Annotated in this window: 12 protein-coding genes; 3 read left to right on the forward strand and 9 right to left on the reverse strand. The window is 58.2% G+C overall.

Annotated elements, in window-relative coordinates:
- Positions 1–19: 19 nt before the first annotated feature.
- The 7 genes from SIB92_RS14165 to SIB92_RS14195 form a co-directional block, all read right to left on the reverse strand.
- Positions 20–1,912 carry an AMP-dependent synthetase/ligase gene (locus tag SIB92_RS14165; RefSeq protein ID WP_412552652.1) on the reverse strand — a complete coding sequence of 631 codons (1,893 nt, stop codon included), beginning with the start codon at positions 1,910–1,912 and terminating at the stop codon, positions 20–22.
- Positions 1,913–1,926: 14 nt separating this feature from the next.
- A complete protein-coding gene (locus SIB92_RS14170; RefSeq protein ID WP_412552653.1) occupies positions 1,927–2,700 on the reverse strand; it encodes an ABC transporter ATP-binding protein in 774 nt (257 codons plus the stop codon).
- On the reverse strand, positions 2,700–3,470 hold the full coding sequence (locus SIB92_RS14175) for an ABC transporter ATP-binding protein (protein ID WP_412552654.1): 771 nt from the start codon (positions 3,468–3,470) through the stop codon (positions 2,700–2,702). Before SIB92_RS14175 ends, SIB92_RS14170 begins: the two co-directional genes overlap by 1 nt.
- Entirely contained in the window at positions 3,467–4,552 is a 1,086-nt protein-coding gene (locus tag SIB92_RS14180) for a branched-chain amino acid ABC transporter permease (protein ID WP_412552655.1), read from the reverse strand. Before SIB92_RS14180 ends, SIB92_RS14175 begins: the two co-directional genes overlap by 4 nt.
- Before the next feature lie 3 nt (positions 4,553–4,555).
- Entirely contained in the window at positions 4,556–5,431 is an 876-nt protein-coding gene (locus tag SIB92_RS14185) for a branched-chain amino acid ABC transporter permease (protein ID WP_412552656.1), read from the reverse strand.
- A gap of 158 nt (positions 5,432–5,589) precedes the next feature.
- Positions 5,590–6,705 (reverse strand): acyl-CoA dehydrogenase family protein, encoded by a 1,116-nt coding sequence (locus SIB92_RS14190; protein WP_412552657.1) that lies wholly within the window; start codon positions 6,703–6,705, stop codon positions 5,590–5,592.
- Complete coding sequence (locus SIB92_RS14195) at positions 6,706–7,884, reverse strand: acyl-CoA dehydrogenase family protein (RefSeq protein ID WP_412552658.1); 1,179 nt, start codon at positions 7,882–7,884, stop codon at positions 6,706–6,708.
- 129 nt (positions 7,885–8,013) lie between these two features.
- On the opposite strand from SIB92_RS14195, the gene SIB92_RS14200 reads away from it, so the two are divergent.
- Positions 8,014–8,634 (forward strand): TetR family transcriptional regulator, encoded by a 621-nt coding sequence (locus SIB92_RS14200; protein WP_412552659.1) that lies wholly within the window; start codon positions 8,014–8,016, stop codon positions 8,632–8,634.
- Positions 8,635–8,912: 278 nt separating this feature from the next.
- Here the strand turns inward: SIB92_RS14200 and SIB92_RS14205 are convergent, their stop codons facing one another.
- Together SIB92_RS14205 and nth are read right to left on the reverse strand one after the other, a co-directional pair.
- On the reverse strand, positions 8,913–9,899 hold the full coding sequence (locus tag SIB92_RS14205) for an adenosine kinase (RefSeq protein WP_412552660.1): 987 nt from the start codon (positions 9,897–9,899) through the stop codon (positions 8,913–8,915).
- Positions 9,896–10,540, reverse strand: a complete 645-nt coding sequence (gene nth / locus SIB92_RS14210; protein WP_412552661.1) for an endonuclease III — start codon at positions 10,538–10,540, stop codon at positions 9,896–9,898. Before nth ends, SIB92_RS14205 begins: the two co-directional genes overlap by 4 nt.
- A 731-nt stretch (positions 10,541–11,271) precedes the next feature.
- Between nth and dnaA the strand changes: the two genes are divergently transcribed.
- A complete protein-coding gene (gene dnaA, locus SIB92_RS14215; RefSeq protein WP_412552662.1) occupies positions 11,272–12,660 on the forward strand; it encodes a chromosomal replication initiator protein DnaA in 1,389 nt (462 codons plus the stop codon).
- 169 nt (positions 12,661–12,829) lie between these two features.
- A complete protein-coding gene (dnaN, locus tag SIB92_RS14220) occupies positions 12,830–13,948 on the forward strand; it encodes a DNA polymerase III subunit beta (protein ID WP_412552663.1) in 1,119 nt (372 codons plus the stop codon).
- The last annotated feature ends 18 nt before the right edge of the window (positions 13,949–13,966 follow it).

Genomic DNA, 13,966 nt, shown 5'->3' on the forward strand with positions numbered 1-13,966 from the left:
GGGCCACATGAAATCGATGTTAGTACATTTCCTCTATGAGTCCCGCGTGTTTCTTCTCCACAAAGCTGCGCTTGAGCTTCATGGTCGCGGTCAGTTCTTCATCCTCCGCCGTCAGCAGGACGTTGATCAGGCGGAATTCCTTGATCTGTTCAACACGGGCGAACTCTTTGTTCACGTCGTCCACTTCGCCCTTGATGAGGTCGACCACGTCTTGGGCGGCACAGAGCGAGGCAAAATCCGAGAACGGCACTTTGCGATCCTGGGCGTATTTCTCCACATTCTCCTGATCGATCATAATCAGGCAGGTCAGGTATTTTCGCGCGTCGCCAATCACCACCGCATCCGAGATATAGTGGCTGAACTTCAGGCGGCTTTCGATCTCCGCCGGGGTGATGTTTTTGCCGCCAGCGGTGATGATGATGTCCTTGAGACGCCCGGTGATGGTGACAAAGCCGTCCTCGTCCAGCTTGCCCACGTCCCCCGTGCGCAGCCAGCCATCCTCGGTGAAGGTCTCCGCCGTTTTCTCATTATTGCGCCAGTAGCCTTGGAAGTTGTTCAGGCCAAAGGTCTGAATTTCGCCATCCTCGGCAATGCGCACCTGAAACCCTGGCACAGCTTTGCCCACACTGCCCAGCTTGTTGTCATCGGGCAGATTGATGGAGGCGAGACCGGCGTTTTCGGTCATGCCGTAGCCTTCCAGAAGCTGCACGCCAATCGCCCAATACCAGCGGATCAATTCCGGGCTGATCGGGGCCGCGCCGGTGCCGCCGCGGCGCATTTTGTCCATGCCCAACATCCGGCGCAGATTGCGCAGCACCAAAAAATCCCAAATCGCGTAGTTGAGCTGCACGCCGCTTGGCACCGGTTTGCGCTCCAGCAAGTAATCCGCGCGTTTTAAACCGGCTTTGACGGCCAAATTGAAACAAAGCCGCCCGATGGGCGTGGCTTCTTGAGCGAGCACCAGCACGCGGGAATAGATCTTCTCCCACACACGCGGCACCGCCGTAAAATGCGCGGGCGAGACTTCCTGCAGGTTGTCAAACACCGTCTCCGGGCTTTCGGCAAAGTTCACCGTGGATTTGCCCGCAATCGGGAAATAGGCCGACACGTTGCGCTCCAGGATGTGGCACAGCGGCAGGAAACAGAGCTGCTCATCCTTATCCATGGTTGGCAGCGCATGGGCGCCGGACACACAGGCGGCAATCACGTTTTCCTGCGACAGCATCGCGCCTTTGGGCATGCCGGTGGTGCCGGAGGTATAGATCAGCAGGCCCGTGTCCTCGGGCTTGGCCTTCTTGATTTCTTCTTCAAAGACACCGTGGTTTTCGGCCTCATACGCGCGACCGGTTTCATAGAGGTCATCCAGAAACACACATTTGTCGTGGCGCAGGTCATGCAACCCGTCTTGGTCCAAGATGATGACCTTCACCACATGGCTGGCCTGGTCCTCGATCTCCAGAAACTTGTCGAGCTGCTCGTCATTTTCCACAAACAGAAAGCGACTGCCGCTGTCACGCAGCAGGTACTCCAATTGGCTGGCGCTGTCGGTGGTGTAAACACCCGAGGCAATCCCGCCCACGCATTGGATGCCCATGTCGGCATAGAGCCATTCCTTACGGTCTTCCGAGAGGATCGAGACCACCTCGCCACGTTCCAGCCCCAAGGCCCGCAGGCCAAGGCCGATCCATTTGGCATGGATCCAGTAGTCGGCCCAGGAATAGCTCTGCCAGATACCGAGGTCTTTTTCGCGGTGCGCGGTCCGGTCGCGCAGCTGTTCACAGCGTTTTTGAAACAGACCCACAACCGTGTCGCAGCCGTCCACCAGTGCGGGTTTTTGCCCCGGTGTGGCAGAGACAATCACGCCGTTGATTTCAACCTGTTCCGGCGGCTGGGATGTGGTGTGAATGTTCATGATCCTGCCTCCCCTCAGCGCCATGTTTTCTTGCGTTTCCAGCGGCGTTCGCCGCGCGCGCCTTCTTCCTGATGGCCCAGATAGAAGGCTTTGATGTCTTCGCTTTCCATCAGGCGCTCGGCGGTGTCGTCCATCACGATCCGCCCGACCTCCATGACGTAGCCCACATCAGCGAGATCCAGCGCAACTTTGGCGTTTTGCTCGACCAGCATCATGGTCACACCTTCGTCTTTGTTCAGGCGTTTGAGGATGGAGAAGATTTCCTGCACCAACAGCGGCGACAGGCCGAGGCTTGGCTCATCCAGCAACATGATCTTGGGCCGCAGCATCAACCCGCGCCCAATGGCGAGCATTTGTTGCTGACCACCAGACAGGGTGCCGGCCTCTTGGTGACGGCGTTCGGCCAAAATCGGGAAATAATCAAAGACCATTTGTCGGTCCTTTTCGATCTCCGCTTTGTCGCTACGCGTGTAGGCGCCAAGCGAGAGGTTTTCGTCCACCGTCAGAAGCGGGAAAACTTCGCGACCTTCGGGAACATGCACGATGCCTTGGCCGACCACCTTGTGCGGTTCCATGCCCTGGATCTCGCGGCCTTCAAAGACCACGTGGCCTTTTTCCGGATCCATGATGCCGGAGATGGTTTTGAGCAGAGTGGATTTGCCAGCTCCATTGGCGCCCAGCACGGTCACAACCTGGCCCTTTTCGACCTTCAGCGACACGCCACGAATGGCCATGATTGGGCCGTAAAAGCTCTCGATGTTCTTGATATCAAGCACTGTTTCGCCCATCACGCTGCCCCCGCGCCAAGGTAGGCCTCAATCACGGCCGGGTCAGATTGCACCTGCCCAGGCGTGCCTTCGGCCAGCTTGGCCCCGTCGGCCAAGGCCAGCACGCGGTCGGACACGCCGGAAACCAAGCCCATGTCGTGCTCCACCATCAAAACCGTGATGCCCATCTGTTTGCGGATGTCATCAATCCACCAACGCATGTCTTGGGTTTCTTCCACCGACAGACCTGAGGCCGGTTCATCCAGCAGCAAAAGCCGCGGCCCAGACGCCAGCGCCCGGCCCAGTTCGACCACCTTCCGAACACCATACGGCAGCCCGGCGATCATTTTGTCGCGATAGGGCTGCAGGTCGAGGAAATCGATAACTTCTTCAACGGCTTCACGATGGCGTTTTTCTTCCTGCCGCACCTTGGGCGTGAAGAGCATCTCTTGCACCAGATTGGTCTTGCGATGGCGATGCCGCCCCACCAGCAGGTTTTGCAGAACCGTGGCGTGGTCAAACAATTCGATGTTCTGGAACGTGCGCGCAATGCCGAGGTCGGCTACGGAATCCGCGTTGCGGTCCAATAGGTTATGACCGTCAAAGGTGATCGACCCTGCATAGGGATTGTAGAAGCGCGAGATCAGATTGAAGACCGTAGATTTACCCGCACCGTTGGGCCCAACGATGGCATAGACCTCGCCTTCCTCAACCGAAAACGTCAGATCGTTCACCGCGACCACGCCGCCAAACTTGAGTGTTGCGTTGTTGATTTCCAGCAGATTGCTCATCTCAAACGCTCCGTCTTCAGGTAGCTCTTCTGACGCTTGAACATGTCTTTGCGCGCAAACGGGAAGAGCTCAAACCAGATGCGGATTTTCATCCAGCGGCCATAGATGCCCATCGGCTCAAACAGGATAAACAGGATCAGGATCATGCCAAAGACGCCGGTTTCCAGGCCGGGAATGGCCACCGAGCTGCCGCCGATCAGGTCTTTGGTCATCGACAGAAACTGCGGCAGGAAGGCCACGACAACCGCGCCAAAAAACGTGCCGTGAATGGAGCCCAACCCGCCAATTACAATCATCATCAAGAGCGTGATGGAGATCACGATGGAAAACGTTTCGTTGTTGAACGCGCCTGCATAGAAGCCCATGAGCGCGCCCGCCAGGCCGGTGATCGCGCAGGAGATGCCAAAAGCTGCCGCCTTGGTGCGCGCGATGTGCACGCCCATGGCTGTGGCGGAAACTTCACTGTCGCGCACGGCGGCCATGGCGCGCCCTAAGGGCGAGCGCAGCAGGTTGCGATAGGCGAGCGTGCAAAGGATCGTGACCGCGAGCACCAGCCAGTAGAACCGATCCGGTGTGGTCCAGCGTTCAATCTCGATGCCAAAGATATTGATCATCGGGGCAAACTTGCCCGACACACCATCTGTGATCGGCTCCATCAGCACGATGATATCATCAGCCAGAATGGACAGCGCGATGGTCGCAATCGCGAGGTAGATGCCGTGCAGACGGATCGCCGGAATGGCGATGATCGTGCCGACCACGCCTGTCAGAATACCGGCTGCCGGGAAGGCGATCAGGAAAGGCCAACCTTGTTCCATAAAGATGATACAGGAGTAACAGCCCAGAGCCAGGAAGGCCGCGTGCCCCAAGCTGGCCTGACCTGTCTGCCCGGTCAGCAGCATCAGGCCAAGACCCGCGATGGCCCAAATCAGCACGTTGGTGACTTCACCGAGGAAGAAGTCATCCATCAGCCACGGCAGGGCCACCGCGATCACGATAAGCGTTGCGTAGACAAAGAAGCTCCACCAGTCGGGGAAAAGCCGGATGTCATGTTCATAGGAGGTTTTGAAATGGATCCGCATGGCTCAGACTTTCTTGATCCGGACCTGCGAAAACAGGCCATGCGGGCGGAACACCAGCACAAACAGCAAAAGCGTGTAGGGCGCGATCTGACTGTAGCCCGCCGGGAAGTAGCGGCTGGCAAAGGGCTCGATCACCCCAACGATCAGCCCACCCATCAACGCGCCCGGCAAAGAGCCAAACCCGCCAATCACCGCAGCAGCGAATGCCTTGATGCCCAACAACCCCGCGTTGGGATCAATTGCGCCTTTAGAGGCAAAAAGAATACCTGCGACAGCTGCCACCGCACCGGACAGACCCCAGATCATGCCCTGCACGCGTTTTACCGGAATACCCATGAAGTAGGCCGCCATCTGGTTTTGGCTCGCGGCTTGCATCGCCAAACCAAGCTTGGTGCGCTGGAAGAACTGATACAGGAAGTAGGTGAGCAGCACGGTCACAACGATCACCGCAATGTCCGCCATGCCCAGCACAACGCCACCAATGTTGAAGTCTCCAACGGCAAGTGGGCTTTCCAAGGTCTGTGGCTCATGGCTCCAGATCACACCAGCGACAAAGCGAATGACAAATCCCAATGCGATGGTCAGGATCACCACCGCCGTTTGGCTTTGGCCAAACAGATGCCGCAGCACAAAGAAGTCGAGCAAGTAACCCAGCACCGCCATGATGGCGATCGCCAGAGGCGCTGCGATCCAGAACGGCAGCCCCATGTAGTGGGCGTTTGTCAGCCCCAAACACACAAAGGCGCCGAGCATCATGAAATCGCCTTGGGCGAAATTCACCTGTTCGGTCGCCTTGTAGATCAGCACGAAGCCAAGCGCGATCAAGCCGTAGACACAGCCATTCGCAAGCCCGCTGACGAGCAGTTGCACAACTTCCAATGTATCCTCCCGTGCCGGTTTGGACCGGCTTTTTCTATGCTCAGTCTTCGGAGCGAAGTCTTTTGCGTCAAGTCTCCATTCCCCCGCTTGCGCAAAACTCCGTTACGTCACCTCTCCTTCTCCATACGCTAACGTACGTTATTTCCACTCAACCCAAGCTAGATGCCGCGCTGCCGCAAAATCCACTCGGTGTGATAGCCTGCATCGCCCAGAAACTCGGACAAAGCACGGTCGCGTTTCATAAAAAGCCCCAGGTCCATCTCATCGGTCATGCCAATGCCACCATGCATCTGCACGCCTTCTTCCGTGGCCTGCCGCCCGACCCGCGCCATCTTGGCCTTAGCTACACGGGTCAAGGTTTCGACCTCGACACTGTCGTCATCCAATGCGTTCAACGCCGACGCAATCAGCGACGAAGCCTGCGCCAGTTCGCAATAGAGATCCGCAGCGCGATGTTGCAGCGCCTGAAATTGCCCAATCAAAACGCCAAACTGCTTGCGGGTGCGCAGGTACTCATAGGTTTGCTCGGCCGCGGCCTTGGCCACGCCAAGCTGCTCCGCCGCCGCAATTGCGCGCCCTGCCGCAAGCGTCTTTGCCAAGACATCCTCTGCCGCAGGCCCCTGCGCAAGAATGTCAGCCTCAGAAATTGCGACATCTTCAAAGATCACAGTGGCGGCATTGCGATGGTCCAGCATCACCTGCGACGCGCGCGTGACGCCATCCGCCATGGGATCACACAACACCAAGCACAGATCATCGTCCCGTTTGGCGGTCACGATCAAACGATCCGCAATGCCGCCATCCCCCACAAAGGTTTTCCGCCCGTTCAGCCTCAGCGAACCAGACGCGACTGAAACCGTCGTGGCAATACGTTCAGGACGATGTTTGGCAGCTTCATCCATCGCCAGCGCAACAACGGCGTCGCCTGCGGCAATTTTGGCCGCCCAGTTTTGCGCCATGTCGCCTCCAGCCGAAGCCAGCGCGGTGCCCGCCAAGATGGCTGAAGACACAAACGGACTGACTGTCAGGTTGCGCCCCAGCTCTTCGGCAATAAGCCCTGCGGCGCGGTAGCCAAGCCCAACCCCGCCAAGCGCCTCTGGAATCACAATCCCCATCCAGCCCATCTCGGCGAGATCCGCCAAAATCGCACTGTTGGCATCTTCGCCAGCCTCTCTCAGCGTACGGAAGACGGCTATGCCATGCCCATCGCGCAGAAACCCCGCCGCAGAGTCGGCAATCAACTGTTGGTCTTCGCTCAAGAGTTCCATGCGCATTTACCCCGGCAATTTCAAAACGGCTTTGGACAAGATCGACAACATCACCTCAGAGGTGCCACCCTCGATGGTGTTGGCCTTGGAACGCAGCCAGTCTTTGGCGGCCTGCCCCGCATCATTGGCTGCGCCCTCCCAAACCAGATCATCGCTGCCGCCAGCCGCCACCCGCAGGCTTTGGCGGCGTTTATTCAACTCCGTCCCGAGGTACTTTAGCTCTGCCGACCGCGCGCCCAATTCATGTCCCGCGCGCATGTAGCTGCCGGTCATGTCCAGATGCGCATCAAAACAGATTTCATCGATCAGAAACTGCCCCAGCTCCGCGCGCAGCATGGGATCGTCCAAGCGACCTGTGTCGTCCAAACCAATGGCTGCAATCGCATCCGCAGCGAGGTCCGACTTGGCAAAAAGCGCCGAGTCTGCCGCGCCAATCATTTCGCGCTCGTGGGTCAGCAGGTATTTGGCAATGGTCCAACCCTGCCCGCGTGCCCCAACAATCTGATCTTTGGGCACTTTCACTGCATCAAAGAAGGTCTCGCAAAACGGCGAAGCGCCAGAGATCAGCTTGATGGGTTTGGTCGAGACACCTGCGCTTTCCATGTCAAAGAGCAGGAAAGAAATGCCGGTGTGTTTCTTCTCATCCGGCTCCGTGCGCACCAAGCAGAAAATCCAATCCGCCTTGTCGGCATAAGAGGTCCAGATCTTCTGTCCTGTGACCTCAAAGTGGTCTCCCGTATCCACGCCCTTGGTTTGCAACCCCGCCAGATCGGAGCCTGCACCGGGCTCAGAGTAGCCCTGACACCAGCGAATTTCGCCGCGCGCAATTTGGGGCAAGTAGTGGCGCTTCTGTTCTTCAGAGCCAAACTGCAACAAAGCCGGCCCCAACATCCAGATACCAAAGCTTTGTAGGGGCGGCCGCGCATTGATGCGCTGCATCTCCTCGGTCAGGACCTTTTGTTCATCCCCACTCAGACCGCCACCACCATAGGCTTTGGGCCAGCTTGGCACTGTCCAACCCTTGGCGGCCATGACCTCCAACCACTGCTTTTGGGCTGGCGAGCGAAACACAAACTTGCGCCCGCCCCAACAGATGTCGTCCTCGCCCATCGGCGTGCGCATCTCCGCCGGGCAATTGACCTCCAGCCACGCGCGGGTCTCGCTGCGAAATGTGTCGATGTCCATGCAAACGCCCTCCCAAGGCCTCCGCCTTGTGGAGCGGAGATTGCACCTCTGAGGCAAACATACTACTGAGTATGCTGTCAACGGAGGCGAACTGCACGACGTTGCGTTAATCGAATCCTGTGAGGCCCTATGGCGGACACCAAAATGACAGCGATGAGTGCCTCAAAGGCCGAGATTTTGGATGCCGCTGCCGAGGTGTTTATGCGACTAGGGGCAGACACCGCGTCAATTGACGACGTGGCGCGTCAGCTTGGGTCCACCAAGGGGCGGATTTATCATCACTTCCCGTCCAAAGGCGTTCTACTGGCCGAAGTCTGCCTGCGCGCGGCGGACTTTGTGCTGCAAAAAGTCCCGCCGGTTATTGCGCCGAACGCCTCGCCAGAAGAGAACTTGCGGCAGATGATCCTGACCCATATTCCGGAAGTTCTGCGCACGCTGCCTTATCACAAGGTGATCATTCAATCCTATGTCGGCGTTCAGCAGAAATCGACCACTGCGCTGGAGCGCGAACTGTTTGCGCAAATCCAACAGGAGCGGAAAGCTTACGAGAATCTGTTTCGGGACGTCCTGCAAGACGGCATGAAAGACGGTAGTTTCCGCACACAAAACACCTCCATCGCCCTGCAATCGCTGCTGCTTCTGATCAACGCACCGGTGTTCTGGTACCGCCCGCGCACAGATGAGCCAGAGTCGTTTGTAGGGGACCTCAGCGCCCAATTGGCAGATATGGCGCTGGCGGCGTTGCGGTAAGAGGGGCCTGCCCCTCTTGGGCCGGAGGCCCAATTCACCCCGGGATTTTGCGGGAATGAGAAGCGCGTTAAGGCGCCCTTAACCATAAGTTGCCAAGATGTTCCTGCGGAACAGGCTGGGAAGCCGATGGCCGTGAATGAGAAGACACCCTGATATCCTGTAAGCATCGCGCAATGTCGACCGGCAGGTATCAGGGTGTCTTTTGTTTTCTCATTCCCCAAAAATCCCCGCCGGAGGCCCCCATTGGAACCACCAGCGCAGGACTTTGAGTTGGCGCCTCACCCGATCAAACCGGCCTTCTGAAACAGCGCTTTGATGTCCGCCTCAGGCCGCGCGCCATAGTGGCTGATGACCTCTGCCGCGGCGATGCAGCCCATTTTGCCGGACACTTCCAGCGACTGGCCAGTGGCCACACCATAGAGGAAGCCACAGGCAAACTGGTCGCCGGCACCGGTGGCATCCACAGGCACAATCTCATTCACCGGCACGGTGGCCTCTTCATCGCCGCTGATCAGCACCACGTCCTGACCGGAGCGGGTGCACACAACCATGCCACAATCCTGTGCCGCCTTCTCAAGAGCCGCGCTCAGATCGGTTTGATACAGAGACTGCCATTCATGCTCGTTGCCAATCACAAAATCGAGCTCTTTTACCAAGCGGCGGAAGTCGTCCCGGTGGCGCTCCACGCAGAAGGGGTCAGACAGGGCAATACCCGCTTTGCCGCCGCCGTCCTGGCAGAGCTTGGCGGCCCGCTCAAAGGCGGCTTTGCCTTTGGGTTTGTCATAGAGATAGCCTTCCAGGAACAACAGTTGCGCCTGGCCGGCCACATCATCGGAGACATCATCCGGCCCCACTTCGGACGAGATACCCAGATAGGTGTTCATTGAACGCTCGCCATCTGGGGAGACAAAGATCATCGAGCGCGACGTGGGCAGGTCATCGCCCTCTACCAGCGGATTCACAAAATCGGTGCCGTCAGCCTGCATCTCGCTGGCGTAAAACTGCCCCAGCGCATCGTCGCTCACCCGCCCGATAAACCCAGTCGACAGGCCCAGCGCGCCCAGACCCGCCAGCGTGTTGGCAACGGAACCACCCGGTGCCTGCTTGCGGTTGGTCATGCCGGCATAGAGCATCTCGCCGCGCTCTTTTTCCACCAGCTGCATGATGCCTTTCTGGATGCCCATCAGGTCCAGAAAGCTGTCATCGGATTGGCTGATCACGTCAACAACGGCGTTGCCGATGCCAACCACTTGGTATTGGGTCATAGGTTCTTGTCCTCAAATAGGCAGAGATCGCGGATGAGACAGGTGCCGCACAGGGGCTTGCGCGCCTTGCACACGTAGCGGCCGTGCAGGATCATCCAGTGATGGGCGTGGAGTTGGAAATCCACGGGAATTTGGTCTTCGATGGCGCGTTCGACTGCGACCACATCTTTGCCGGGGCAGACCCCGGAGCGGTTGCCGAAGCGGAAGATATGCGTGTCTACGGCCTGGGCCGGATAGCGCCACCACATGTTCAGCACCACATTGGCGGTCTTACGCCCCACACCTGGCAGGCTTTCCAGGGCTGCGCGTGAGTTGGGTACCTCACCGCCGTAGTCGTCCACAAGAATGCGGCTGAGCTTAATCACGTTTTTTGCTTTGTTGCGGTAGAGGCCGATGGTCTTGATGTGCTCAATCACCTGCTCTTCACCAAGGTCCAGCATCTTTTGCGGGGTGTCCGCAATCTTAAAGAGCTCTTTGGTGGCGCGGTTCACGCCCACATCGGTGGCCTGCGCCGACAAGGCCACGGCCACCACTAACGTATAAGCGTTGACGTGATCGAGCTCGCCCTCGGGTTCGGCTTCGGCTGCCTCAAACCGGGTGAAGATTTCCCGGATGGTATGATAATCAAGTTGCTTTGCCATCTGGCCGTTAATGCACGGACAGGCTGCTGCAAGCAAGGGCCGGATACGGAGCGAACGGACGTCGATCAACCCAGAGCGTCAAACCGATGCAAGTGAGTCGTGCTGAAACTGTGGGCGATTCCTTTTTTGCGACTCGCCGGCCGGCAAAACGGCTGTGGCAGAGGCGCAACAACCAGATGTGGCCACTGCCCGCAAAAGGCAGACAAAATCGGGGTTTTAGACCCGACTCCGAGCGGTTTTTTCATCCACAACGCCCGGGGATAATCTTGTGAATGCCCTGCCTTAGAATAGATCAAATCTTTCTTTAAGTTTGTTTTAATACAAACACTTAGCATCCTGTGGATAGATTCTTTTTGGCGAATGCCTGAGTCAAGATCGAAGTTCAGTTGCCGGATTTGGCACCAGCTTGTTAGGTTCTCTCAGCGATTCATTTCGCCTTGGGGGGGACAGACGCCGACACACGGTGGCTTTGCCATACTGGGTGACTGAGACCACCGCGCTTTTGGGAGTGCGGTGTCGATGGTTTCCGGGGTGTTCACCTGTTCCACAAAGCAGCGCATCAGCGCGCCGATGGCAACACGCAACCGGAGAGTAGGGACCTCCGGCATGGTTGTGTTTTGCCTGACGCAGCTTTGCCGTTCACGGCACCTTGGCGGGATGTGTCACGGGACATAAAGGCAGAGACCGGGCTCAGCCCGGCACTAAAGACGTGTGAAGGAATACGGGGACAGATGACTGACGACACATGGGGCACCATCCGACAGGACCTACTCAAGACTGTGGGTCAAAACAACTTCAAAACCTGGATTGAGCCTGTCAATTTTTCCGAACTGAAAGATGGCGTGGCCACCTTTCATGTGCCGACCAATTTCATCGGCAACTACGTGTCGCAAAATTATGGCGATCTGATCCTGCATCAGCTGAACCAGAATGGCGCAGACGTGCAGCGCATGCAGTTCAAAGTGGCCGCCAAGACCGCTGCACCGCGTGCAGCCGCCGCACCAAAAGCCGCTGTGCAAAAAGCCAGCGCCGCCGCAAAACCGGCCGTGAGCGCGGCTTCCGACAGCGGCGACATGGGCATGACCGGCGCGCCACTGGATGCGCGCTTCACCTTTGACAATTTTGTGGTGGGCAAGCCAAACGAACTGGCCAATGCCGCTGCGCGCCGCGTGGGCGAAGGCGGCCCGGTGACCTTCAACCCGCTGTTCCTTTATGGCGGCGTGGGCTTGGGCAAAACCCACCTGATGCACGCGATTGCCTGGGAGCTTCAGGCCCAGCGCCCGGATCTGAACGTGCTGTATCTGTCGGCCGAACAGTTCATGTACCGCTTTGTGCAAGCCCTGCGCGACCGCAAGATGATGGACTTCAAAGAGCTGTTCCGCTCTGTGGATGTGCTGATGGTCGACGATGTTCAGTTCATCGCGGGCAAAGACAGCACCCAGGAAGAGTTCTTCCACACCTTCAACGCGCTGGTGGATCAGAACAAACAGATCATCATCTCCGCCGACCGTGCCCCGGGTGAGATCAAAGACCTCGAAGAACGCATCAAGAGCCGTCTGCAATGTGGTCTGGTCGTCGACCTGCACCCAACCGACTATGAGTTGCGCCTCGGTATTCTGCAAAACAAGGTCGACACCTACCGCGAGCAATATCCTGAGCTGCAACTTCAGGATGGCGTGCTGGAATTCCTCGCCCACCGTATCTCCACCAACGTACGTGTGCTCGAAGGCGCCATGACTCGCCTGTTTGCATTCGCCTCGCTGGTCGGTCGCGAGATCACCATGGAGCTCACCCAAGACTGCCTGTCCGATGTTCTGCGGGCGTCCGAACGCAAAATCTCTGTCGAAGAGATCCAGCGCAAAGTGGCAGAGCATTACAACATTCGCCTGTCCGACATGATTGGCCCCAAGCGCGTGCGCACCTTTGCCCGTCCACGTCAGGTGGCGATGTACCTCTGCAAGCAGCTGACCAGCCGCAGCTTGCCGGAAATCGGCCGCCGGTTTGGCGGGCGCGACCACACCACCGTGATGCACGGCGTGAAGCGCATCGAAGAGCTGCGCAACTCTGATGGGCAAATCGCAGAGGACCTCGAGCTGCTGCGCCGCACGCTGGAAGCCTAGGTTTTCGTGTGAAACGTGACCAAAACGCCGCGTCCCTTGGGCGCGGTGTTTTCTTTTGGTCGCTTGGCGCTTGACGCTCCCTGCGACTTCACAGACAAACCTAGGAAAAGACTTGTACCGTGAGACCACCTCGTTAAGGTGCCTGTCCCGGTAATCGGAGGGTGATGGGATGAAAATCAGTATTGAACGCGCCGTGCTGCTGAAAGCAGTGAGCCAAGCGCAATCGGTTGTGGAACGCCGCAACACCATTCCAATCCTTGCCAACGTGCTGATCGAAGCCGAAGGCGACACCGTGCAATTCCGCGCCACTGATCTGGACATTGAAGTGGTCGACAAGGCCAACGCCATGGTCGAGCGCGCCGGTGCCACCACCGTGGCCGCCACCACGCTGCACGAGATTGTACGCAAACTGCCAGACGGTGCGCTTGTCACCCTCACCGACGACAGCGCTGCAGGTCGTTTGACCGTGGAAGCGGGCCGCTCAAACTTTTCGCTGGCCACTCTGCCGCGCGAAGATTTCCCGGTGATGGCCTCCTCCGAGTATTCGTCCAACTTCTCCGCCCCCGCGCCCGCGCTGCGCCGCCTGTTTGACAAGTCCAAGTTTGCGATCTCCACGGAAGAAACCCGCTACTACCTGAACGGCGTCTACATGCATGTGGCCGATGGCGAAGACGGCAAAGCTTTGCGCGCTGTGGCAACCGACGGGCACCGCCTGGCGCGGATTGATACGGACCTGCCTTCCGGTGCTACGGATATGCCCGGCGTGATTGTGCCACGCAAAACCGTGGGCGAGCTGCGCAAGCTGCTGGACGACGATGATATGGAAATCGCCGTGTCGGTCAGTGAAACCAAAGTGCGTTTTGCCACCCCCAACATCACCCTCACCTCCAAGGTGATCGACGGTACCTTCCCCGACTACACCCGCGTGATTCCACAGGGCAACACCCGTAAGCTGGAAGTGGACGCGGCCGAGTTTGCCAAGGCGGTAGACCGTGTGGCCACCGTGTCCTCCGAGCGTTCCCGCGCGGTGAAGCTGCAACTGGATGAAGACCGTCTAGTGCTGTCGGTAAACTCGCCAGACAGCGGTGCCGCCGAAGAAGAGCTGGTTGTGGCGTATAATGACGAGCGTCTGGAAATTGGCTTTAACGCCAAATACCTGCTGGAAATCGCCAGCCAGGTGGACCGCGAAAACGCTGTGTTCATGTTCAACTCCGCCGGCGACCCGACCCTGATGCGTGAAGGCGGTGACACCTCCGCCGTCTACGTCGTGATGCCGATGCGGGTATAAACCGCTGACGCGGTTGCC

The organism is Shimia sp. MIT1388 (assembly GCF_047124445.1).
In the GTDB taxonomy this organism is placed as follows: domain Bacteria; phylum Pseudomonadota; class Alphaproteobacteria; order Rhodobacterales; family Rhodobacteraceae; genus Shimia.